The organism is Psychrobacter sp. NG25 (genome assembly GCF_015234355.1).
Lineage (GTDB): Bacteria > Pseudomonadota > Gammaproteobacteria > Pseudomonadales > Moraxellaceae > Psychrobacter.
The window spans coordinates 194,363-219,125 of the sequence record NZ_JADGMV010000005.1 but is presented as its reverse complement, the minus strand read 5'-3'; the positions used below and the strand labels follow the sequence as shown (position 1 = coordinate 219,125).

19 protein-coding genes are annotated in these 24,763 nt (G+C 42.3%); 6 read left to right on the top strand and 13 right to left on the bottom strand.

Going from position 1 to position 24,763, the window contains the following annotated elements:
- Positions 1–333: 333 nt before the first annotated feature.
- A complete protein-coding gene (leuA, locus tag IPZ60_RS09370; RefSeq protein ID WP_194197528.1) occupies positions 334–2,121 on the bottom strand; it encodes a 2-isopropylmalate synthase in 1,788 nt (595 codons plus the stop codon).
- Between the two features lie 217 nt (positions 2,122–2,338).
- Between leuA and IPZ60_RS09365 the strand changes: the two genes are divergently transcribed.
- Positions 2,339–2,827, top strand: coding sequence for an Lrp/AsnC family transcriptional regulator (locus IPZ60_RS09365; protein WP_194197527.1), 489 nt, complete (start codon positions 2,339–2,341; stop codon positions 2,825–2,827).
- A gap of 177 nt (positions 2,828–3,004) precedes the next feature.
- Here IPZ60_RS09365 and IPZ60_RS09360 read toward each other — a convergent pair whose 3' ends face one another.
- From IPZ60_RS09360 to IPZ60_RS09345, 4 genes are all read right to left on the bottom strand, one after another.
- A complete protein-coding gene (locus tag IPZ60_RS09360) occupies positions 3,005–4,318 on the bottom strand; it encodes an AarF/ABC1/UbiB kinase family protein (protein ID WP_194197526.1) in 1,314 nt (437 codons plus the stop codon).
- A gap of 90 nt (positions 4,319–4,408) precedes the next feature.
- Positions 4,409–5,203: a HesA/MoeB/ThiF family protein gene (locus tag IPZ60_RS09355; protein ID WP_194197525.1), complete on the bottom strand. Its 795-nt coding sequence runs from the start codon at positions 5,201–5,203 to the stop codon at positions 4,409–4,411.
- 53 nt (positions 5,204–5,256) lie between these two features.
- Positions 5,257–6,153 carry a peptide chain release factor N(5)-glutamine methyltransferase gene (gene prmC, locus IPZ60_RS09350; RefSeq protein ID WP_194197524.1) on the bottom strand — a complete coding sequence of 299 codons (897 nt, stop codon included), beginning with the start codon at positions 6,151–6,153 and terminating at the stop codon, positions 5,257–5,259.
- Positions 6,154–6,208: 55 nt separating this feature from the next.
- Complete coding sequence (locus IPZ60_RS09345; RefSeq protein ID WP_194197523.1) at positions 6,209–8,131, bottom strand: MFS transporter; 1,923 nt, start codon at positions 8,129–8,131, stop codon at positions 6,209–6,211.
- Positions 8,132–8,932: 801 nt separating this feature from the next.
- On the opposite strand from IPZ60_RS09345, the gene katG reads away from it, so the two are divergent.
- Entirely contained in the window at positions 8,933–11,110 is a 2,178-nt protein-coding gene (gene katG / locus IPZ60_RS09340; protein ID WP_194197619.1) for a catalase/peroxidase HPI, read from the top strand.
- A gap of 338 nt (positions 11,111–11,448) precedes the next feature.
- The gene (locus IPZ60_RS09335) at positions 11,449–12,378 is read left to right on the top strand and encodes a LysR substrate-binding domain-containing protein (RefSeq protein WP_194197522.1); all 930 of its coding nucleotides are present in this window, start codon (positions 11,449–11,451) and stop codon (positions 12,376–12,378) included.
- A 175-nt stretch (positions 12,379–12,553) separates the two neighbouring features.
- Here the strand turns inward: IPZ60_RS09335 and IPZ60_RS09330 are convergent, their stop codons facing one another.
- Both IPZ60_RS09330 and IPZ60_RS09325 read right to left on the bottom strand, forming a co-directional pair.
- Entirely contained in the window at positions 12,554–13,387 is an 834-nt protein-coding gene (locus IPZ60_RS09330; RefSeq protein ID WP_194197521.1) for a hypothetical protein, read from the bottom strand.
- Entirely contained in the window at positions 13,384–15,075 is a 1,692-nt protein-coding gene (locus IPZ60_RS09325) for a zinc ribbon domain-containing protein (protein ID WP_194197520.1), read from the bottom strand. The genes IPZ60_RS09330 and IPZ60_RS09325 overlap by 4 nt, the downstream gene beginning before the upstream one ends.
- A 435-nt stretch (positions 15,076–15,510) precedes the next feature.
- Between IPZ60_RS09325 and IPZ60_RS09320 the strand changes: the two genes are divergently transcribed.
- Both IPZ60_RS09320 and IPZ60_RS09315 read left to right on the top strand, forming a co-directional pair.
- On the top strand, positions 15,511–16,512 hold the full coding sequence (locus IPZ60_RS09320; protein ID WP_194197519.1) for an LLM class flavin-dependent oxidoreductase: 1,002 nt from the start codon (positions 15,511–15,513) through the stop codon (positions 16,510–16,512).
- A 48-nt stretch (positions 16,513–16,560) separates the two neighbouring features.
- Entirely contained in the window at positions 16,561–16,713 is a 153-nt protein-coding gene (locus IPZ60_RS09315) for a hypothetical protein (protein ID WP_194197518.1), read from the top strand.
- A 106-nt stretch (positions 16,714–16,819) separates the two neighbouring features.
- On the opposite strand, the gene IPZ60_RS09310 is transcribed toward IPZ60_RS09315, so the two are convergent.
- The 6 genes from IPZ60_RS09310 to ispF form a co-directional block, all read right to left on the bottom strand.
- A complete protein-coding gene (locus tag IPZ60_RS09310) occupies positions 16,820–17,851 on the bottom strand; it encodes an ornithine cyclodeaminase family protein (RefSeq protein WP_194197517.1) in 1,032 nt (343 codons plus the stop codon).
- Positions 17,852–17,918: 67 nt separating this feature from the next.
- Positions 17,919–18,878: an AEC family transporter gene (locus IPZ60_RS09305; protein ID WP_194197516.1), complete on the bottom strand. Its 960-nt coding sequence runs from the start codon at positions 18,876–18,878 to the stop codon at positions 17,919–17,921.
- 259 nt (positions 18,879–19,137) lie between these two features.
- Positions 19,138–21,033 carry a tRNA uridine-5-carboxymethylaminomethyl(34) synthesis enzyme MnmG gene (mnmG, locus tag IPZ60_RS09300; RefSeq protein ID WP_194197515.1) on the bottom strand — a complete coding sequence of 632 codons (1,896 nt, stop codon included), beginning with the start codon at positions 21,031–21,033 and terminating at the stop codon, positions 19,138–19,140.
- A 328-nt stretch (positions 21,034–21,361) separates the two neighbouring features.
- Positions 21,362–21,892 (bottom strand): hypothetical protein, encoded by a 531-nt coding sequence (locus IPZ60_RS09295; RefSeq protein ID WP_194197514.1) that lies wholly within the window; start codon positions 21,890–21,892, stop codon positions 21,362–21,364.
- A gap of 276 nt (positions 21,893–22,168) precedes the next feature.
- Positions 22,169–22,519, bottom strand: a complete 351-nt coding sequence (gene grxD, locus IPZ60_RS09290) for a Grx4 family monothiol glutaredoxin (protein WP_110922946.1) — start codon at positions 22,517–22,519, stop codon at positions 22,169–22,171.
- Positions 22,520–22,642: 123 nt separating this feature from the next.
- Positions 22,643–23,143 carry a 2-C-methyl-D-erythritol 2,4-cyclodiphosphate synthase gene (ispF, locus tag IPZ60_RS09285; RefSeq protein ID WP_194197513.1) on the bottom strand — a complete coding sequence of 167 codons (501 nt, stop codon included), beginning with the start codon at positions 23,141–23,143 and terminating at the stop codon, positions 22,643–22,645.
- 286 nt (positions 23,144–23,429) lie between these two features.
- Here ispF and mnmA point away from each other — a divergent pair, with 286 nt between their 5' ends.
- On the top strand, positions 23,430–24,656 hold the full coding sequence (gene mnmA, locus IPZ60_RS09280) for a tRNA 2-thiouridine(34) synthase MnmA (protein ID WP_194197512.1): 1,227 nt from the start codon (positions 23,430–23,432) through the stop codon (positions 24,654–24,656).
- Positions 24,657–24,763: the final 107 nt, after the last annotated feature.

The window sequence follows — 24,763 nt, the reverse complement described above, 5'->3', positions numbered from 1 at the left end:
TAATAGGTACTATATACATTAGCGTAAGTCTTAGACACCAAAAACACAAGTAATATTATGCTATTGGTCTTAGCACGCTAAGCAGTTCAAATATAGACTGTGTTGCGGTAGCACCCTCTAAAATGGCTTTTCTTTTTCTTATACAAAAAAATAACACCATCACTTCACTTGCTATAAGCAAGAAGCGATGATGTTATTTGCTATAGTCAATCCTCTATAAGTTGGATACGGTGTTAGTCTCGCTTAGTCTACTACTAGTAGCACTTTCACTCGCCTTCCTTGTATCCAAGTTATATTGAACAGACTATATCTCAAACTTAATTTTTTCTGATATTAAGCAGTAGTCACAGTGCCAAGTGCTTGAGCAAAGGCTGATAATGCACCTTTTAGCATGGCTGACACGGTGCTACTACAAGTACCGATACCTGAGTAAACCTCACCATCGACATTTAGCTGAATATAAGCTGCTGCGTTGGCATTGGTTTTGTTATCACGATTGGTGTCATCGTCGATGCCATCACCGCTATTGTGCTGCGGATTGATCGCATGTTCAGCATAATTGATAACATGTATCGACTTGCCTGTATGCTGAGCAAGACCATCGATGAATGATGACAATGGACCGTTACCTGTACCATCAATATTGATGGTTTCACCATTCATTTGTACTTGACCGTCAAAGCACACTTCACCCGCTTTATTATTGACACTATAATCTAATAGCTCAAACTCACCTTGCTGTAGATAGGTGTTTTCAAACGCCTGTAAAATCTCGTCATTTTGTAATTCACGTGCTGCACTTTCAGCTTGCTTTTGTACCACACCGCTAAAGTCAATTTGCATCCAACGCGGTAAGTTAAAGCCATAATTACGCTGCAAGATATAAGCGACTCCGCCTTTACCCGACTGACTGTTGATACGTACCACGTCTTGATAGCTACGACCAATATGCGCCGGATCAATCGGCAAATAAGCCACATCCCACACATTATCTGTTTCGTCTTGATGCTTTTCATTATAATCGAGAGATTTTTTGATGGCATCTTGATGCGAGCCACTGAAAGCAGTGAATACTAGCTCACCAACATAAGGATGACGTGGATGCAAAGGCAAATTATTACATTCGCTAACGACCTGAACGATTTCACTCATATTACTAAAATCAAGATTTGGATCGATACCTTGGCTAAACAAGTTCATCGCCATGACCATAATATCCATGTTACCGGTACGCTCACCATTACCCAATAACGTACCCTCAATACGATCCGCACCAGCCAATACACCAAGCTCAGCAGCAGCAACCGCACAGCCTCGGTCATTATGCGTATGCAAGCTGACAATCACATGCTCACGCTGGGCAAGATGACGGCAGAAATACTCAACTTGATCAGCAAAAACGTTAGGCATAGATGCTTCAACCGTCGCTGGTAAGTTAAAGATTACTTCCTGGCCATGTTGCGGTTGCCATACGTCACAGACTGCATCACAGACTTCTACTGCATACTCAGTCTCTGTTTGGCTAAAGCTTTCTGGTGAATACTGAAAGACCCACTCTGTCTCAGGATATTTCGCGGCATATTGCTGCAATAGCTTGGCACCCGTAATAGCAATTTCTTTAATCTCGGCTTTGTCTTTGCCATAGACTTTTTCACGTTGAATGCGGCATGTTGAGTTATACACGTGGACAACAGCACGCTTCGCACCTTTTAATGATTCAAAGGTACGAGCAATCAAATGCTCACGAGCTTGTACCAAAACTTGCAAAGTCACATCATCAGGCACATGGTTTTCTTCGATAAGTTTACGAGCAAAATCGAACTCAACTTGCGCAGCTGATGGAAAACCAATTTCAATCTCTTTAAAACCCACATCGACTAGAGTCTCAAAAAAGCGCATTTTTTGTTCGATAGTCATCGGATCAATCAGTGCTTGGTTACCATCACGCAGATCCACACTTGCCCATATCGGTGATTTCTCAATTGTCTTGCTCGGCCAAGTACGATCTAGCAACGATGGTGCAAATGCAAATGGACGATACTTTTTATAATCAAACGCGGCATTTTTGGGTGTAACCTTTGCAGTCGTAGCGGCTACAGTGCGTGTGGCTTGGTCAGACATAATCAATCCTTAGAAAGTATGGGAATTTATATTTGAGCTAAATGGCTGATGACTAGGTCAATCTTTCTCATACGAGATAACCAATGTTTATGTCATTATAATATCAAAGTTTGCAAGATAGAAATCGGCTTTATTTTATATAATTTTAGGTTTTTTTAGTGGAAAAGTTTACATTGATAAGTATAATTAGATGAATTCACTAATAAGGTCATAAATTATGCCAAGTAGCCCTTTCGATAGCACCTTTTTGGCTGATATAGATGAGACCGATAGACAATTATTACGCTTATTACAGACTCAGGCACGCATGAGCATCACAGAGCTTGCTGAACACGTAAACCTTTCAGCCACGCCTTGTGCTCGCCGTATCAAACGCTTAGAAGATGCTGGCGTTATCACTGGCTACTACACCAAAACAGATGCGCAAAAGCTTGGCTACCCGCTGGCCGTGTTCATTGCTATCAGTATGGATCGTCATACTGCCGAGCGTTTTGAACAGTTTGAATCCAAAATACAGAGCTTCGATGAAGTCATTAGCTGCAGTATTGTCACAGGGCGTTCTGAAGACTATCTCATTAAAGTCAGAGTACGTGACATGGCGCATTATGAAGAGTTTTTATTGCATAGATTGAATCGTATCGAAGGCGTCGCCCAAGTACATACCAGTTTTGAGTTGCGAGAAGTGTTTAGTCGTAGCGTGGTGTAAACAACTGCTGCTAAATTCGTGAGTGAGTACACCAAGTACAGGAAAGAAAAGCTTTTAGAGGGCGTAATCATGACAGAGCTGATTTTCGGCAATGACCACAAAGCCCTCTGTATCAGAGGATGCAAATGATATTGAACGTATTGAAAGCATAGCGGTTGTATAGAACTGAGCAATGCCTTATGCTTGCCCTAACATTTGCACACGCTGATCGCTAAACATGTCCATATCCGGCGCAAGTGTACGCATAAACCGATCAAAATATAGCATCTGCTTGGTCAATAAGGCAAAATCACGTGGGAAATGAATACCATGACGCTTACCTACTTCCACAATCTCAAGCATCATTTGATTCAGCTCATCGGCTTGTTCTTTACTATTAAAAGGTACGCCACTCGTAAATGCTCTGTCCTCTGCCATGATGGTTTTCATCATACGCTGTAGATCATCACCTAGTGCCACCACATCGACCTGATTGCCACCATGCGTCATCTCCATATCAATCATATGACGCGCCATTGCTTGATAGTCACTGTCTTGCATGGCTTGCATCATACCCATACACGCCCGCCAGCTTTCTGCTTTTAGCTTACCAACGATGCCAAAATCTAAAAACCCAATGCGGCCATCAGTCAATAGCATCAAATTGCCCGCATGTAAATCAGCATGAAAACTATTGCACAGCATTAGACTGGCAAACCATGTGTTCAACGTATCTGCCATAACTTGCGCAGGATCAGCACAGTATTGACGCATGAGTGATTCATCGACCATAGAGACACCATACAAGCGACTCATGGTCAGGACACGCTTAGTGGTCAACGCTTCATATACGGTCGGAGCCACCACACGAGTATTGCCTGATACGGCTAAAAACTGCTGAAAATCGCGGATATTCTGTGCCTCAGCGATAAAATCTGTCTCTGCTAACATACGCAGACGAATCTCATCGATAATTGGCGCAATACTAGCAAACTTCATCGATGGCATAAGGATTTCAAGTAATTTGGTTACGCCATGCAATACGCCCAAATCCGTCTGCATAATCGTCTCAACGTTAGGCTTTTGCACCTTTAACACCACTTCATCGCCATTATGCAATCGTGCGGCATGCACTTGGGCAATAGACGCTGAAGCCAATGGCTCTGAGTCGATATGGGCAAACTTGTCATCCAGCGTCATGCCGTCAGTAGCCAACTCTTCTTTTAGTACCTGCTCGATATAAGCATAAGACAAGGGCGTGGTTTGATCTAAGCAGCTTTGAAAGGCTTTTACGTACTCACGTGGAAATAAAGACGGCGTGCTAGCGATGAATTGGCCAATCTTGATATAAGTCGTACCCAATTGCTCGAACGTTTCTTTTAATAGCATCGCGTCGGGCTTTTCCCCTCTCGCGACTCTAAGCGCTGACAGGCCAGCGACACTCGCCGTTTGGCGAACACGATTGACAACATTGAACGTATGTTTTAATAAATGCGGACGGTGAATTTTCATAAGAAACAACTATGGTCATAAAAAGGATGTGGGAAAATAGACGGTAATATATGCAGATAAACCAAGTAGCCACTAATTCATATCTATTGATTAATGACTGCTACAGACAGGACACTCTGCATCTTGGCGATAGCCCATTAGCCGTTGTTGCATTTGGCTACCATCCCATATGAGCAGCTTATTTGTCAGTGGATTTTTGGTTAATCCAAGGTATTGTAGAGCAGCGTTGGCTTGCAAATTCCCCATAATCGCAGTCGTGCTAGCAAGCACACCTGAGTTGGCACAAGTACGCTCATCAGACTCTGTATCGCTCACCACTGAACCAAACACGCAATGATAGCAGCCAGTGTTTAACTGTGGCTCATACAAAGCTAACTGCCCTTGCATCGCAATTGCCGAAGCAGACAATAATGGAATCTGATAACGCACACTAATACGATTGATCATATCACGTGTGGCAAAATTATCAGTACAGTCTAAGAGCAAATCAGGCTTACCGGTCGCTATATCAAGTAATTCATAAGCATTGTCTTCATTCAATCGTGCCACTGTACCGCGAGCAGTAATTAAAGCATTGGTCTTCTCTAACATCTGCGCCGCTGCTATCGCTTTAGGCTTACCGATATCTTCAGGTAAAAACAATGTCTGGCGCTGTAAGTTACTGGCCTCAATCTCATCATCATCAATGAGATGAATGTACCCAAGTCCTGCACGCACTAGCGTCTCAGAAGCAGGACAACCTAGACCGCCTGCGCCTATCATGACCACACGAGACGACTTCAAGCGTATCTGAGCATCGATATCCCAGCCATCGAGTAATATCTGCCTTGCATAACGCAGTAGATCTTCATCTGATAGCTGTGCTGTCTCTAATGAATGTGCCATATTTATTACCAAAATCTATGAGTGAAGCAGTCTGTCAACACAGAATCTGCTTATTAAATTTGCCCTAGCGTCACACGGTCATTATTACCGTAGTCTTTTACCGTATGAACAGACTCAAAGCCATTATCCAAAAACAACTGTCTAACCTGTGCTCCTTGATCGAAGCCATGTTCAATCGCTAACAATCCCCCTGCACGCAAGTATTGCGAAGCCGTCTGGACGATATCCTCTATATCAGCCAGTCCATGATTGGGGGCACTTAACGCGCTAATAGGTTCAGCGACTAAACGAGCCAAGTGCTCATCTTCCTCATCAATATAAGGAGGATTGGACACAATGACATCGAATCGCTGACTGTCATCAGTAGGTAGACTGTCATACCAACTGCTTTGTATAAACTCAATATCAGCGACGTCATTGATAGCCGCGTTATGCTCAGCTACTTTCAGCGCCTCTAATGACAAATCAACCGCAACCACTTGCCAGCTATCAGGTGTATGACCAATATTTTTTGACTTTAATTCATGCGCTAGGCTGATCGCGATACAGCCTGACCCTGTACCCAAATCAAGCAAGCGCTTTGGTTGACTATCATCTGTACACTTTGATTGAGTGTCTATCCAACTTAATACTTGCTCAATCAATACCTCAGTATCAGGTCTAGGAATCAACGTATGCTCATTGACAGTAAACGTCAGCGACCAAAACTCCTGTTGACCCGTCAAATATGCAAGCGGTATTCCCGCCTGCATCTTGGCCACACCTGTATTAAACTGCTCAAATTCGCTGTCTGTTAGCTGATAATCTTCATCAGTAATTAGCGCTATCGCAGGTTTATCAACGACATGCAACAGCCAATCTGTGAACCAAAATGACGGTAGCTTGCTGTTTACAGCCTCATTCATCAATTGCTGAATGTGCTGCTTCATCTGATGAATGGATACTGTCATAGATAGCTCTTAAAAATAGTGTGCGTGGGGAATAAGATAAAACCAGATGCAGCCACTACTCCGTAGCACGTGGTGGTTCTTTGGTATCGGACAGACTTGGATTAGACTTAGTTAATTTATCCCCTATACCATTACTACTGTTTCCATCACTGTTGTCATCAGCATCGCCATAAATGTCATCGTTGTCTCCAATGACGATATGCTTATCGACATAGTAAATCAGTGCCAGAATCGGAATACCTATCGCAAAGGTAAAAATGAAGAAAAATGGATAGCCCATATTATCGACGATAGCACCCGAATATCCGCCCATGACTTTAGGAATCAACGTCATGAGTGATGAGAAAATAGCGTACTGTACTGCTGTAAAACGTATGGAGGTCAACGCTGATAAGAAAGCAATAAACACCGCACTGGCCAGTCCTGCTGCTAAGTTATCAAATATGACCGCAACATACATAAACGGCAAACTGCCTGGATTGTAAGTGAGTAGCACAAATAACAAATTGGTCACACACGCCAGAATTGCGCCAATCATCATGGCATGCATCATACGGAAACGCTGTGCTAATAGCCCACCCAAGAACCCACCCGCAATCGCCATAATCACGCCGACGAGCTTTACTGCGTTGGCGATATCAGTCTTACTAAAACCCATGTCCTGATAAAAGACGTTGGAGATCACGCCCGCCACAATATCTGAAATACGGTATAAACCAATGAGTGCCAATAATAAAAACGCCTTTTTACCATAGCGTCTAAAGAAATCTAAAATTGGCTCAACCCAAGTGGCCATCGCCACTTCTTTTTTGACCAACCCTACTTGTACGAGTGCATAACCTGCCGCCATTGCCACACCCAAGCTTATCAGCAGATGTAATGTTTCTACAAAAAAGCTAGAAAACGCGCCTTCGAACTCTGGAAATAACGGACCAATCAAGACATAAGCCATAACGAACGCGACGACAGAGAATACAAACAGCAATACCAATCTTACGTAATCTTCGCGAGTTTCAGCAACCAATGGGGCTTTATTAATAATTTTAGGTTGGTTGATAATAAAGTACAGCAGTAATAAAGGCGCACAAGCGACCAAGGCCAAAAAGTAAAATTTAATCGCTGGCATGGCTATTAACGGTATCATCGCTATGGTACTGCTAAATACTTTATTGACCAAAATATTGATTAGATATATCAAACTAAAAATCAATCCCGGTATTAGTAGTAAACCAGAATAAATCAGAAATACCTTAAGATTGCTCTTCTGCTTTTTGTATTGTACCGTCTCAGCCGTTGGCTCATAGCTGGCAAACGTGGTTAATACCCCTAGCGTCATGACGCCTGCCATGATGTAGTAAGTATTACGCCATGCCTCATAACTATAAAAAGTCTCATTCGAGCCAAAAAAGTCAGCCAAATATAAAGCGCCTGCCCCAGCGACAATCATACCGATGCGATAGCCTGATACGTAGATAGAAGATAAAATCGACTGCATCGATGGCGGTGCCAATTCAATGCGGTAAGCATCAATCACGATATCTTGTGTGGCAGAAGAGAAGCCCAACAGCACCGCAGCCCCTGCCATGTAGACTAAAACGTCTTCACTAACAGGGTTTACATTTGCCATCAAAAAGATAGCCAATATGATAAGTAGCTGCGATACCACCATCCAACTACGGCGTCGGCCCAACCACTTGGTCAGAAATGGCACAGGGAGCGCATCGATTAATGGTGCCCATATAAACTTAAACGAATAGCCAAGTGCGGCCCAACTAAACATAGTCACGACGCTACGATCAATGCCAGCTTCTCTTAACCATAAGGACAAGCTTGAGAAAATAAGCAGTATGGGAATACCCGCTGAAAAGCCCAAAAACAACATGATAATGACACGGGGGTCTAAATAAGCTTTTGCAGCCTCTCCCCATGATTTTTTGACAGCCAGTTGATTGGGTGGCACAGATTTGACAGCAGACATAATAACTCACCAACAATTCAGACAAAGAACACAACCGTGCACAATTTTTATCAATCTTTAGAATAAGTTACAAATGAAAGGATCGATAAAAATTGCTCTACGTTGCACCAATATTACGATTACAACAAAATTCAGTTATGGTACTTGAGAACCTTTATTTTGACTAGATGTTTTTACATTAACTTATGGCTCGTAGCCTTTGTACAGTAGACTATCTTTCTAAGTAGTAACGCAAATGGTAGTAATATTTCAATAGGGTTGGTTTGGCTTTCTTTTTTCTTACTATCACCCCTTTTTAAAGGGTTCTAATAATGGCATTATCAATGGGCAACATGTAATAGATGGGCAATATATAAACAAAAATGGAATGGATGCCTGCTTGGTAGGTTTACCGTATGTTCAAATAGCCATTACTAAACCGATAGTAATGAGCGGTGGTACTAACAACGATTTTAATAAACAAAACATCAAGCTTTTTATGATTAATAATTTAAAACATATGATTCTTATATATTAGTTTTATAAATCTACTAAGTTTGGTTATGCTCTTTACATAAACAACGGTTACCAAGATTAACGGTTTGTTCTTTTCGATTATCATAACCCAGGAGTAATACCATGTCTGACTCAACCAATACTTCAACTGACAATAAGAACACAGCAGATACTAGCGGCTGTCCTGTAGATCATAAAGCCAGCAATACTGTATCAACCAATACCACCTATGATCAAGGCGATGGTCAAGGCCCAACGATCCATAGCGAAAACGTTGATAACTCGCACGAGCCTCAGCGTCCTAGTATGGGTGGCTGCCCAGTTATGCATCAAGCACATACTACCACTTCATCTGCTGCGACAGATTGGTGGCCAAACGCGCTTAATCTAGATATCTTACATCAGCAAGATTACAAAACTGACCCAATGGGTGCAGATTTTGATTATGCTGAAGCATTCAAACAGCTAGACTTAGAAGCAGTCAAAACTGATCTGAAAAACCTAATGACAGAATCACAAGAATGGTGGCCAGCAGATTGGGGACACTATGGTGGATTGATGATTCGTATGGCTTGGCATTCGGCTGGTACGTATCGCCGTGCTGATGGCCGTGGTGGTTCTAATACGGGTAATCAACGCTTTGCCCCTCTAAACAGCTGGCCGGACAACGTCAACTTGGACAAAGCACGTCGTCTGTTGTGGCCAGTCAAGAAAAAATACGGCAATAAACTGTCTTGGGCAGACTTGATGATCCTAGCAGGTAACATGGCTTATGAGTCTATGGGCTTTAAGACCTTAGGTTTTGCTGGTGGACGCGCTGATATCTGGCATCCAGAAAAAGATATCTATTGGGGTTCTGAGCGTGAGTGGCTTGCCGCTACCAAAAACCGTTACGACAATGATGAAGCGCGCGAATCTTTAGAGAATCCTTTAGCCGCTGTTCAAATGGGCTTGATCTACGTCAACCCAGAAGGCGTTGATGGTAATCCTGATCCAATCAAAACTGCACAAGACATCCGTACTACGTTTGGTCGTATGTCGATGAATGATGAAGAGACGGTTGCCTTGACAGCGGGTGGTCACACCGTTGGTAAGTGTCATGGTAATGGTGATGCCAGTCTGTTAGAAGATGAGCCAGAAGGCGCTGATATCAAAGAGCAAGGCCTAGGCTGGCGCAACCCTAAAGGCACAGGTAATGCTGGCGATACAGTTTCAAGTGGTATCGAGGGCGCATGGACCACGAATCCAACCGAATGGAACTATGAGTATTTTGACCTACTGCTCAATCATGAGTGGGCATTAACGAAGAGCCCAGCGGGTGCGTGGCAATGGGAGCCAGTCGATATTAAAGAAGAAGATCGTCCTTTAGATGCGCATGACCCAAGTGTACGCCATAACCCAATCATGACTGATGCTGATATGGCCATGATTAAAGATCCTATCTATCGTGAAATTTCAGAGAATTTCCACAATAACCCAGAGTACTTCGACGAGGTGTTTGCAAGAGCTTGGTTTAAACTAACCCATCGCGATTTGGGACCGAAATCTCGCTACTTAGGTGCAGATGTACCATCAGAAGACTTCACATGGCAGGATCCAATTCCAGAAGGTAATGCTGATCTGAATACTGATGATATCGATCGCCTAAAAGCACAGATATTGGACAGTGGTATTGATCATCGCGAGCTTATTATTACCGCATGGGACAGCGCTCGTACCTTCCGTGCTTCAGATTATCGTGGCGGTGCCAATGGTGCACGCATTCGTTTAGCGCCGCAAAAAGACTGGTTGGGTAATGAGCCTGAGCAATTAGCACGTGTACTTGCAGCACTTACGACTATTCAAACGAACTTTGATAAAGAAGTAAGCATAGCAGATCTAATCGTATTGGCTGGTAATACCGCCATTGAAAAATCCGCAGCGAGTGCAGGTGTTGAGATTACAGTACCATTCAATGCCGGTCGCGGTGATGCTAGCGACGAGATGACTGAAGCAGAAAGCTTCTCTGATCTCGAACCGTTACATGATGGCTATCGCAACTGGATCAAAGGCAGCTACGTGGTCTCTCCTGAAGAGATGCTATTAGACCGTACACAGCTAATGGGTTTGACGGCTCCTGAAATGGTAGTATTGATCGGTGGCATGCGTGTACTTGATACCAACTATGCTCAAAGCCAGCAAGGCGTTTTCACTGAGCGTGCGGGTACGCTTAGCAATGACTTCTTCGTGAACTTGACTGACATGAGCTACACTTGGAATCCTATTAAGACGGATAACAATGAAGCCACGACACTATACGAATTGCGTGAGCGCTCTACTGGCAACGTGAAATGGCAAGCCAGCCGTGTCGACCTCGTGTTTGGCTCTAACTCTATCTTACGCGCTTATGCTGAGCTCTACGCACAAGATGATAACTTAGAGAAGTTCGTTAAAGACTTTGTAAATGCTTGGAACAAAGTCATGAATGCGGATCGTTTTAGCTAAGACTCACTGAAGGTAACATCATTATTTAAGTTGTAAACTAAGACAGTCATCGAAAGGTGGCTGTTTTTTTATGTTTGTATCATATTGTCTTAGGGTATGCCCTCATTTCAAGGGTCAACAACTCGCTGACAAAAGACGGTATAAATACTTTTAGAGACTCTAAAAAATCTCCAATACACCTTATTTATATTTATATTCCAAAAAAATATAAATAGATAACTATTTAGTATATACAAGAATAACCACTTTGTTTTACACTGTTCTCTTACTATATATTGATACATTTTTATTTTATGTATACGGACAGGGTTTGTATATTTATATAACAGGACTAAGTTATGGCAATCGATGTAGTGGTCAATCAGCGACATTTACAGATTCAGCTCAAGCAGCTGGAAACAGTATGGCATACAGTGATTAATGGCTATAATTTAAGTCAAGCAGCGACCGTACTACATACCAGCCAATCCAGTCTGTCGAAGCATATTGCAGCGCTCGAAAATCAGCTAAAGACTGAAGTTTTTGTGCGTCAAGGCAAACGCCTGACAGGTCTTACGACTATGGGCACAGCGCTCATGCCTCACATTGAGTCTATCTTCGCTGAAATTCGTACCATTGAAAATCTTAGTCTTGATTTTAATAACCCAAATATCGGCACATTGACCATTGCCACCACTCACACACAAGCACGCTATGTATTGCCGCAAGTGGTGAAAGAATTTAAAGAGCGTTTTCCTAAGGTCAATCTAATCCTACAGCAGGCAGATCCAGAGACCATCGCCCAAATGGTCATTCGTGGGCAGGCTGATATTGGTATCGCAACCGAGTCTTTGCTACACAATAACTATTTACGTTGTTATCGTTATTATGATTGGACGCATCGAGTCATTGTGCCAAGCGACCATGAACTTGCCAATCAAGAGTCTATTGATTTGCCGACTCTGGCTAGCTATCCGATCGTAACCTATCATGGTGGCTTTACTGGACGTGGTGCGATTGATAAAACCTTTGATGAAGCAGGATTAGAGCCAGATATCGTGCTAGCAGCACTTGATGCTGATGTTATTAGCACGTATGTTGGTCTTGGTTTAGGCATTGGTATTATCGCCGAGATGGCGTTTGAACCGAGTCATTATCAGAACTTGACCGCGATACCAGTGGATCATTTCGGTCGCTTTACCAGTTGGATGGCAGTACGTGACGATGCTGAAATTCGCCAATATGGACGTGCTTTTATGGAGTTATGCCAAAAGCAGTTTAGTCATTAGAATAAAGACTCTATCGTTCTCACTTACCCATAATTGGAAAAATAGCGAGAACGTCGAATTTGGTCATCATGTATTACTAATATTAATTGGCTAGTATGAGTATGATATCAAAAATATCTTTCTTGAAGTATAAAAAGTATACTCATGAATGATTTGGATCGCAGCAGAAACTTGGTCATGATGCGTGAGTTCTAGCTATTTGATTTCTTGCTTTTACTTGCGTAAGAGAATCACTGATTAACCCATTCCGTTGATCAAACTCAGAAAAAAATAGACTCCATACCTTTTTGAATAGAGTATTTGTATTTTGTCCTCGATAAGCAGGTGTTCTAGGCCATTCATGCAACCATTTAGTCGCAATGTTTATAAACAACTCTAGATTAACTGCACATATAAGGGCCGTACATACCTCTGCAGCTTCTTGAAGCTCCGAATAACCAACCTCTATTTTTAAAGAATTTCTAGAGCTTGGAAGTTCTAAGTTTACCGCATTCTTCCCTGCTAGCAAGCCAGCACTGTGTACAATTGCATGCCTTAACTCACATAGCTTTCCAAACTCTTCAAGAGGAGTAGAAATTTGGTTAACACCTGTAACTTTTATACCAACTAAATCTAAAAGATTTTTCTTTACTACCTTTGGATCAGAAAATGAGGTGTTTTCGAAAGCCCCTTTTTCCATTTCACCAAAACCAATCCAAGCTGTAGCTAAATTTAAAGTTTTTGACGCGCTTCCTTGTTTTGCTTTAGGACAAATAGTAATAACTCCAGCCAAAACCTCACGAAAATAATTCTCCGTCAAAGAGATCAAACCAACTAAAACAAGTGATGGTATTGACGGGTTTACAGTTGCATATTCAGGGGTAACAGCTCTCAACAGTTTATTTCTTTCTATATAAAAACTATCAATAGGAGAGTTAGAAACTGTACAAATATCAACGTAATTGGTTATATCTCTAATTGTTACCGTAGAAGCACATGCACTTACTGACTTTTTCCAATCAATAGTCATGATATATACTCTTCTGCTAACTGATAAATCTTAGTAGCCCAATGATTCGCAATCTGCGGAACTGATCGAAGCTCCTTATGGCCAATATCATGTAAAATGTCACGTATAAGTTTAATTCCTGAATTTGATTTAATAGCCTTTATTCTAATATCAGTTAGTGGAAGTACATCAATTTTCTCATTTACCAGTTCTTCATAAATTGAAGCGGCTTTCAAAGGTGAGCCACAATTGGAACAAAACCTTGCCTCATCATTACTCCTTTCTTCGCCACATTTTTGACATGCAGGCATTTTGAGCTTGAGTGCTGGTCCATCCTCTGGTATCAAGTAGTTAGATTGAGTTCTAGTAAACTCATGAGCATTACGACTTCTCAAAGCGATGGCAATATCATCAGTCTTAGTCGCTTTAGAGGTAAGAATAGCATTGTTATCAATAAGAGCCGCTAAATTAATAATATAGATCTCAAAGACGCCTTTTTCTCCCCTACTAACTTGACCTTTATGACTAGCCAAACCTGCATATTGAAAAAAACCTAATATTTTCTTTAAATCAGAACTTAATTCTTTTTTAATTGCTATAGAAATACTCTTTTTTTCTACTGCTTTGTCTTTATTATATGCTTTTATCAAATCAATAATTTTGTTAAACACATCATTTCCCTCTTCTACGTAATTGATATATGTAGGCAGTTTTTTCTCGAGTGAAGTATATACTGCAAGAGTGCTTTTATTACTTTCTTTAACTTGCTTAAGTAATTTAGCTCGATTAAAGGAAATATCGTATTTAATTAAATTTTCGATTGTTTCTTCAAAATAAAAGCTTCTGACCATATTCAATAATATTCTTGGTATTCCAAAGGCTGCATAACACATTATTGTCAATAATGACTGTTCTTTAGTTAGTGCTTCATAGACCTCTCTTGGTAACCTCCTAGAAAGCATTGTGGTCATGAACCACATATAGTCTTCACCTTCCGGATTTACCCATGCATTGATTTCTTCTGCATCATGACCGACATTGAAAGTTGGAGGAAAATTTGTAACTCCTGGGTATATTGCTGCTTTCGGTGAAATTCTTCGACTTTTTATTTTTCTGAAAAATTCAAAAAAATCATGTTGCTGCTCTGGTGAAAATGCATGTGCTGCATCATCTAAAAGAATGACGCATCTAGGTTTATTTGTTAACAACATAACGTGGTTGATATCATCTTCTAAATTATATGTAGTTATTTCAATCTTTTCTTTTTCTGCTTTAGCTATCTCTCCTAACTCCAATAGCCCTAAGATTTTCTTTGCAAAGTCCAACTCGACACTCAAGTTTGATTGACTTACAAACCCTAAATCCTTAAGGCTACTATAAATACCCTCATATATTTTCAAATACATCCACTGAGAAAACCAAAAACCGCCATTAGCCTTACTCTTATAGACTGGTTCCAACTTTAATGAAGATTTAAAGTTTACATATATAGGAAAAGCTCCATTAGCTCCTTTTTTCGAAAGCTTGTTATAAGCTTTAAGCATGAGCGTAGTTTTCCCACATCCTCGAGGACCAGTTAATAACTTTGCACCTGATTGTGTCAGTTTTTTTATAATATCATCTTCATTTGGATGATCGCTTGACCATTCGATAAAGTCAGCAGGTTGAATGTATTCAGCTTGCTCAATAAAAACACCACTATTTTCCATGACAATATTTCCAATATTTCTACTTTTGTTTGTAGCTCATTAGCTTAATATTTAATTATACATCATCATGAAATATATAATTTAGAGTAATTTCTTTTCTTTATTTCATTAAAAATATCATGTTAGCATATCGATATTTAGAAATTATGGAATAGCTTCAATACCATCTTACTTTATTCGACCGCACCCTCGTCACTAGATAAGGGTGCGGTTTGCTTTCCATACTGCCATTTCTGTTAAAAACTTACTCTCAATCTTCTCCTCTTGTATTCATATCACATTATTAAGATTTGTTATCGTCTCCATCTCTGACCTTTATATTCAGTAGAACTGCCCCATCATGTTAAGGGTCAAGCACTCAACGTTTTTTATAAGCAGCCTATAAGACTGTCAGAAAAACGATGAATGCTTTTAAACCGACCAAACAGGTGATTTATGAGTAAAACCATTCCCTTATCTTTTTTAGACCTCGCACCCGTACCTCAAGGCAAAACCATCGCTGAAGGTATTGCCCAGACCGTTGACACCGCACAGCAAGCAGAAAAATTCGGTCTGAACCGTTACTGGATGGCAGAGCATCACAATATGCCCGGTATTGCTAGCGCAGCAACTTCAGTACTATTGGCCCATATCGGTAGCCAAACCAAGCGTATACGTATCGGTGCAGGCGGCGTCATGCTACCCAACCATGCGCCGCTCGTCATCGCTGAACAATTCGGCACTTTGCAAGCATTGTATGGCGATCGCATAGATTTGGGCTTAGGCCGTGCCCCCGGTACTGATGGCGCGACTTTTCAGGCATTACGCCGACAAATGAAAGATGCGGAGCGCTTCCCGCAAGACGTACAAGAACTGATGTACTTCTTAGGCAATGATACAGACGGTAGTGCCGTGCAAGCATTCCCTGGAGCAAAATCAAACATCCCTATTTGGATACTAGGCTCGTCTCTCTTTGGCGCGACGCTGGCTGCACATTTTGGGCTGCCTTATGTATTTGCCTCTCACTTTGCCCCGCAAATGCTTGAACAAGCGATTACCGCTTATCGTGAGCAGTTCAAGCCATCCGCTTATTTAGATAAGCCTTATGTCATGCTAGCCGCCAACTTGTTACTGGCAGATGATGATGCGACCGCACAGTATCACTTTACCTCAGCACAGCAAAGCTTTGTACGCTTGCGCCGTGGTGAAACAGGTCAAATGCCAAAGCCTACTCACGATATGGATAGCATCTGGAGTCAAGCAGAAAAAATGATGGTAGATAATGCATTGTCAGTATCGTTCATCGGCTCTGTCGAAACCGTCAAACCAAAACTTGCTGCGTTCCTCGCAAAATATGAACCAGATGAGCTGATTGTGACTGCTAACATCTATGATCAGGCAGCTCGTTTGCGTTCACTTGAACTTACATCTGAGCTAAACTTGTTTACTTTACAATGATATAGGACAATTGCATAATTATTGATAAACCCTAATAAGACAAGTGCTATGGAAACTTCTACTTTGATTGGTTCATCGATATTTTTGTATATTATCGCGTTTATCGCCGTGATGGTCGTTGGCGGTTATTTGACGTACCGCACCAGCCCGAAACGCAAACAGCGTCGAGAAGATAAACGTAATAAAGACAATTTGAATTAGACCGTATCCTCATAAAAAAAGCCCCCTTCTCTTATTTGAAAAGGGGGCTTATTTAATTTCACTATCCGTCATAGAATAATTTATTGGGTTTCAACGACAAGCAGTTTTACCAATCTACTGAAGAACCAAGACTCTGTTGTTGGGCTTGTTTTGCCACGTATAGCGCAACTGCCGCATCGAAACTGGCGGCACCAACCGATTTAAATAGTGTAATACCTTTATCGCTCTTAGCAACGCCTTCTTTTAATTTTGCGGTAACCAACGCTTGCAAATCACCGCTCAGATCATCCCATACCCACGTACAGTCATCGCTGTCATGCGCTTGAATTAAGTCACCCGCTTCGTGATGGCTGCCAGCCAAATCATCCACGATGACCATCTTACTATTAGCGATAACATCATTACTTATCTCTTTCATCGAAGGCTGATAGGCCCCGACTGCATTGATATGTACTTCAGATTTTATTTGAGCAATGCTAAATAAACCTTCAGTGGCACGAGTTGCTACATTAATAATATCTGCGTCACGGACGGCGTCGTCTAACGCTTCGCAGACCTGAATATCTACATTCCATTGGGCATAATCACGCGCAAAACGCGTTTTAAACTGCTGCGCTCCTTCATGATTTCTATTCCATAAATACACTGTCTCAATCTCTGGACGTACCGTTAGCACCGCATGCAATTGCTCATAAGCCATGCCGCCGCAACCAACCACTGCGACACTCTGGCAATTGGCTTTTGCCATATACTTGGTCGCGATACCTGACAATGCGGCGGTACGTACCTGCGTAATATAGATGCCGTCCATAACTGCTAGTATAGCGCCAGTATCGTTATTTGATACGGTAACAATAGCTGTGGTCGTTGGCATATCGCGACTGGGATTATCAGGGCAAATAGTCACTAACTTTACGACCGTGTATTCGTTCTCACCATCATACATCGTGGCTGGCATAGATAGATGTGATCCTGAACGATGACTATCAGAATCAGTAAAGGTGCTTATCACCAAACGCTCAGGAGATTTGATCCAATTAGGATGTGCTGCTTGCTGATGTAACAATGTCTCAATTGCATCAATGGCTGCCTGCATATTAAGGTGTTCCGTCACGACTGCTTTATTTAACAATTGCACTTTTAATGCTCCTACTTATGGATTTATTATTTAACTCGTGTGTCATCTTATAGCGCCCAAACAGAGCTTACATCATACCCAATCCGCGTAAAGTTGCCGCGCCAATTGCCATGCCAAACATACCAACGACGGTGGTAAACGCTAGAATATTGGCCGCGAGTATGTCATTGCCACCCATCGCTTTTGCCATCACGTAACTGGCGGCGGCGGTTGGGGATGCCACCATCAAAAATAGCACGCCCATGTGTACACTAGATAGACCAAATGCCAAGCCAATGGCGATAGCAACGATTGGCGCAATGACGATACGTCCTATACTGGCCTGCATAGACAACCCTGACGGATGCAACATGGACTTCATGTCGATGCTCGCACCTGCGCAAATAAGTGCTAATGGCAAGGCTACTGCTGCCAATAAGTCGCCGGTCGTATGAATGACACCAGTGATAGGCGGCAATGGCAGCGCTTTATAAACAAAAGCACTGACCAATGCTAGAATCAGTGGATTGGTCAATAGTTTTTTGACTATCATAATGCTGCGACTGAACCACGTATCATCCACACTTTTAGACACACGACTAAGGGTAATCACGGCTAAGATATTAAATAATATCGTGACGACTCCCATGTAGACGGCCCCAATACTCAAACCTCGCTCTCCATAAGCGTTGGCAACCGTGGCTAACCCTATAATCGCCATATTACTACGGAACACACCTTGCACAAATACGCCTTGGTCAGCAGGTTTGCTCACAAAGTACTTGGCGTAGATTTCCGCTCCAATAAATAAGAGGAACGTCACTAAGATACCAGCGATAATCAGTGTGATTTGCTTGGCATAATCGACATCACTGTCGACCACACTGAAAAATAGCAAACAAGGTAAGCAGTAATTAAAGACAAAACTAGAAGCTTGATCGATAAATATCTTACTCGCTTCGCCACGTCTTTGCATAAAAAAACCCAACCACATTAAGGCAAGGTTGGGTAAGACGATAGTAATAGCAAATACAATAGCATCAATCATAAATAGGCTCAATTCGGTGACAAGCCCATCATAATATGGACATCAGCGACATAAATTTACAAGTAGTAAGAGGATTTTCTGACCTAGTATAGAGACAAAGTAGCAAGTAAGACAAGGTCACATGCTCCTTTCTTTATAAACCAACTGTAATTATAACAAACAAAAGCCCATAACGAAATGTCGTTACGGGCTTTTGCTTATTGTAAGTACTTTGTTATGAAAGGCTTTGTTAGGCTATCATCAAAAATTAATGCGGCTATTATGAATCTAGCGCAGCCTTCGCTTTTTTCTGTTTTTTAACCGTCATGGCTAACAATTGAATGGCGGCAGGTGTAACCCCACTCACTCGTCCAGCTTGGGCTAAAGTCGAAGGACGGACTTGCGTGAGTTTTTGTACAATCTCATTTGAGAGTCCAGATACCACACTATAATCAAAGTCCATCGGTAGCGCGGTATTCTCTAGACGCTTCATCTGATCGATGTCTTCTTGCTGGCGATCGATATAGCCTGCATATTTAACAGAAATCTCTATCTGTTCGCCTACTTGTGTATCGACCTGCGAATCAGTAATAGCAGCAATATCAGCAAAATGTATCTGCGGACGCTTGAGCAAATCAAAGGCTGTCGCTTCTTTGCTAAGCACCTCTCCTGTTTGGTCTGTTACTTTTTTGCCTAGCGCATTAGCAGGGGTTGCCCACATGTCTTTTAGACGTGAAGTCTCTGTCGTAATCGCTTCCATTTTTTCTTGATAAGCCTGCCAGCGCACATCATCGACCAAGCCAAGCTTACGACCCGTTTCAGTCAAGCGTTGATCCGCATTGTCTTCACGTAATAGCAAGCGATATTCTGCGCGGCTCGTAAACATACGATACGGCTCAGTCGTACCATGGGTAATCAAATCGTCAACCAACACGCCAAGATACGCTTCATCACGGCGCGGTGTCCACACATCAAACTCACTGTTATTAGTGGTCACCAATGCGGCGTTTGTACCTGCCAATAAACCCTGTACGCCCGCTTCTTCATAGCCTGTCGTACCATTGATCTGACCAGCAAAGTACAAGCGATCGATAGACTTAGTTTCTAGCGTTGGCTTTAGGTTTTGCGGATCAAAGTAGTCATACTCAATCGCATAACCTGGACGGGTAATATGGGCGTTTTCTAACCCTTTCATACTATGAATAAAGTCTAACTGCACATCGAACGGCAAACTGGTTGAGATACCATTTGGATATAGCTCATGCGTGGTCAGACCTTCTGGCTCGATAAATATCTGATGGCTGTCTTTATCCGCAAAGCGGTGAATCTTGTCTTCAATCGATGGGCAATAACGTGGGCCCACGCCTTCGATTTTTCCAGAGAACATCGGCGAACGATCTAAATTCTCACGGATGATGTCATGGGTACGCGCATTGGTATGCGTGATATAGCAATTGACCTGCTCTGGATGCATAGACACATCACCCATATAACTCATCACTGGCAGCGGTGTATCACCCGGCTGTACGGTCATCACACTAAAGTCAACGCTACGAGCATCGATACGTGCTGGCGTACCTGTCTTTAGACGACCAACTGGCAATTTAAGCTCACGCAAACGATCTGCCAACTTGATAGATGGCTGATCCCCTGCACGACCACCGTTTGAGTTCTCTAAACCGATATGGATCACACCGCCCAAGAAAGTCCCTGAGGTCAGTACCACTGTTTCAGTCTTAAAGATAATACCTGTCGAGGTTACCACTGCTGTCGCGCGGCCATTTTCGACCAAAATATCATCAGCGGCTTGCTGGAATAAATCAAGGTTTGGCTGGTTTTCTAGCGTATGACGGATAGAGGCTTTATAAAGAATACGATCCGCTTGCGCACGTGTGGCACGAACGGCAGCACCTTTACGGCTGTTCAATACGCGGAACTGGATACCAGCTTTGTCTGTTGCTAGCGCCATCGCACCACCCAACGCATCAATCTCACGCACCAGATGTGATTTACCGATACCACCAATCGCAGGATTACAGCTCATCTGCCCGAGTGTCTCAATGTTATGCGTCAACAGCAAGGTCTGCGCGCCCATACGTGCGGCCGCTAAAGCAGCTTCTGTGCCAGCATGACCGCCACCGATTACTATCACGTCGTAATGTTTTGGGTATTGCATATATGCCTCACTTGACTCATAACGCTGCCGATAGCTCTATTCTATTATCAAACAATGTGATGATAAAACAGTATAGCAATCAGCAAATAAACGTCAGTCGGATTTTAAAAAGTTAACGACTCAGATAAGTCGTTCGTAGTTGGTTAGGGTGTGTTCTCATTTTGAAAATGGTGATAAAAATGAGATAAATTGCAGCCTGTCTAGGTGCTCTCTTTCAGATTGAGGACACGCCCTAGATAACCCATCATTATAACAATTTTTTGATGCTTAAAAAACGTCATAGCAAAAACTATTCACATTAAGTGTTAAGCATCGTCGAACTTAATAACTAATTGCCCGGGCTCAGCGGTACGATCTGATCGAATTGACCACTAGACAGCATATGATGGCTACCATAACCTTCTGGATTGATCTGTAGATACGCATTCATCTGACCAATCGCATCGCCGTCATCACTGGCTAAGATCTGCTCTTTAATCAGTTCGACAGGCGGTAATAATAAGTTTTTAAGCAATGCCAAGCGCTGTTGGTTATCACCTTTATTGGCCACTAACTCAATCAGTTGGCGCGCATCAATTGGTAGATCTGGTGTGTTTTGTGCCAGTAATGCCAAATGATAAGCACCTGCCGTATCTTGATCGGCGACAATGCGCTGTTCGATAGCAACATACGTCGCTTCTGTCGCGCCGCCTGCCACACTAAGCTGATGGATACATTTCAGTGCTGAGTTGGACTCACTACTGGCAATTTCGATGATACGTGTCGATTCATTTTTTAAATGCTCGCGGCGTTTTTCTATTGCCGCTTGCTCAGCAGATACCGGTTCGGCCAATTGTTGTTCTGTTGGTTGATTACTCATAATATTCTCTCACTATTTATGTTTTTATAATATTTGCTGTTGAGCCATATATGGGGTCAAGACTGACAAAAACAATAAAAGCCCGAGCGACCACTTAAGGACTGACTCGAGCTTTTATTCTTAAAACTTATCAGCTTGATATAGTCGATTCAATTTAAAAGTAGTACAAGGCAACCAAGTGTAGATGTATATGTGATACTTCAAGCGAGGTTAACGCTGTAATACTTTTATAGTGGAATGGCTATAATAAAAAAGCTTGGATAAGTGTTTTTAGCATTAAGCAGCTGGGCTGTTTGCTTCAACCAATGGCTTTAGCTCACCTGATTGATACATCTGCAAGATGATGTCTGATCCACCCATCAACTCACCGTCAATCCATAATTGTGGAAACGTTGGCCAGTTCGCCACTTTTGGTAAAGTTGCACGAATTTCTGGGTTTTCTAAAATATTTACAAAGGCAAATGGGCGACCGATTTGAGTAAGAACTTCAATCGATTTAGCAGAAAAGCCACACTGTGGGAATTGCGGCGTGCCTTTCATATAAATAATAACTTTATTGTCACGGATTTGATCACGGATCAATTGTTCAACGTCGTTTGCAGCAGTGTTTGGGGTTTGCTCAGTCATAAAAGCTCCTATTGATAAAGCGGTTCATTGAAAACAGTAATTAATATTACAAAATAATTGAGTAAAGAGACGGCTGATATATGGGGCAATCAACACGATATTACAAGTATGATTATATATCGGTTAAACATCAACTCTATGAGGCACTAATAATACCACGGCATTTGCCATGATGCCCTCTTGACGACCTGTAAACCCTAACTTTTCAGTCGTGGTGGCTTTCACACTGATATTACTGATATCTGTTTGCAAATCACTGGCGATATTTTCACGCATTGCCTGACTGTGCGGCGCCAGCTTTGGACGTTCGCACATCACAGTAATATCCGCATTGCCTAACCGATATCCTGCCTCTTGTACTTTGCCATAGACGTAGCGTAACAAGACTCGCGAATCCAAACCCGCATGTGCCGCATCGGTATCAGGGAAATGCTGACCGATATCACCAAGCGCTAGTGCGCCAAGCAGTGCATCAGCGAGCGCATGTAACACCACATCACCGTCAGAATGTGCAAGCAAACTGTGAGTATGCTCAATGGGCACGCCTGCTAATATGACATATTGCTGCTGCTGACCATTATTATGGAAAGCATGAACATCGATACCTTGTCCAATTTTTATCATTAGTATTCCAAATAAAATAAAGGCGATTAAAATAATTTAAAACTACTATCTGAATTTTCAAAGCAGTTTTACGAGCAGTAAGATGCCATAGGTCGCCACCAGTTTCAATTAACTGGTATAATATGACGCTTATTTTATCATAATACCAAATCTGAAAGATGAGATGACAATGTCAATGTCAATGTCAATGTGGTCAACTTACTAAATCTATTAACTTTAGTAAACAGCACCAGCTTATATGGTCATGTCAAATTTTGAATTAAGGTATAAATAGTTGAGCCGTCTTATGTCAGCCATCCCAAATACATCAAGCATACCCGTTTCTGATTCTTTCAGCGCCCAGCGTACTTTGACGCTTGCCGATATTGATAATCCTAGCACCAAGCATGTGATTGTCGGTATGTCAGGTGGTGTTGATTCTTCTGTATCTGCCGTCCTACTCCAACAAGCAGGGTTTAAGGTAGAAGGCCTGTTTATGAAGAACTGGGAAGAAGATGACGGTACGGAATACTGTACGGCGATGGATGATTTGGCAGACGCTCAAGCCGTGTGTGACAAAATTGGTATGAAGCTGCACACGGCCAACTTTGCCATGGAATACTGGGATCGTGTTTTTGAGCACTTTTTAGCAGAATATAAAGCGGGACGCACCCCAAACCCTGATATTTTATGCAATAAAGAAATTAAGTTTAAAGCTTTCTTAGACTATGCCTTGACTCTGGGCGCTGATTACATCGCGACTGGTCACTATACGCGACGCAGTGTGAATTATACCAATGCCGATGGGGATGAAGTTGCTCAGCTCTTACGTGGTCTAGATAATAATAAAGATCAGAGTTACTTCTTACATGCTGTTGGTGGCGATAAAATTGCTAAGACATTATTTCCAGTCGGTGAGCTCGAAAAGCCAGTGGTACGTCAGATTGCAGAAGAACATGATTTAGCGACAGCCAAAAAGAAAGACTCTACGGGTATCTGCTTTATCGGTGAGCGCCGTTTCAAGGACTTTTTACAACAATACTTGCCTGCCCAAAAAGGCGACATCGTGACTGACGACGGTCATACTATCGGCACTCATGACGGCCTGATGTATTACACCTTAGGTCAGCGCGGCGGTATTGGTATTGGCGGTGTCAAAGATCGTCCTGAAGAGCCTTGGTTTGTATTGGCAAAAGATCTGGACAAAAACCGTTTGATCGTCGGTCAGGGACATGAACATCCAATGATGCTCAGCAATGAGCTGACGGCTTATAAAATGGATTGGGTCGACGGCCTGCCACCCGCAGAAGTGTTTACCACAGAGGGCCTACTCTGTATGGCAAAAGCACGCTATCGCCAACCAGACCAAGCGTGTCGTGTATTTGCGACAAGTGCTGACGGAAGCGATGTCCGTGTGGTGTTTGACGAGCCACAACGTGCCGTCACTCCGGGTCAGTCAGCCGTTTTTTATATCAATGAAGTATGTCTAGGTGGCGGCGTGATTGCCACGATTGATGCACCATGCGGCTTCTAAAAGAATTACAGCGTTACTTTCGAGAACCGCGACACCATTATTAAATTATTTTTACTGTTGTACTTAAAACGATTTATTTCACTACAATCACTGACTAAGCTAAAGGA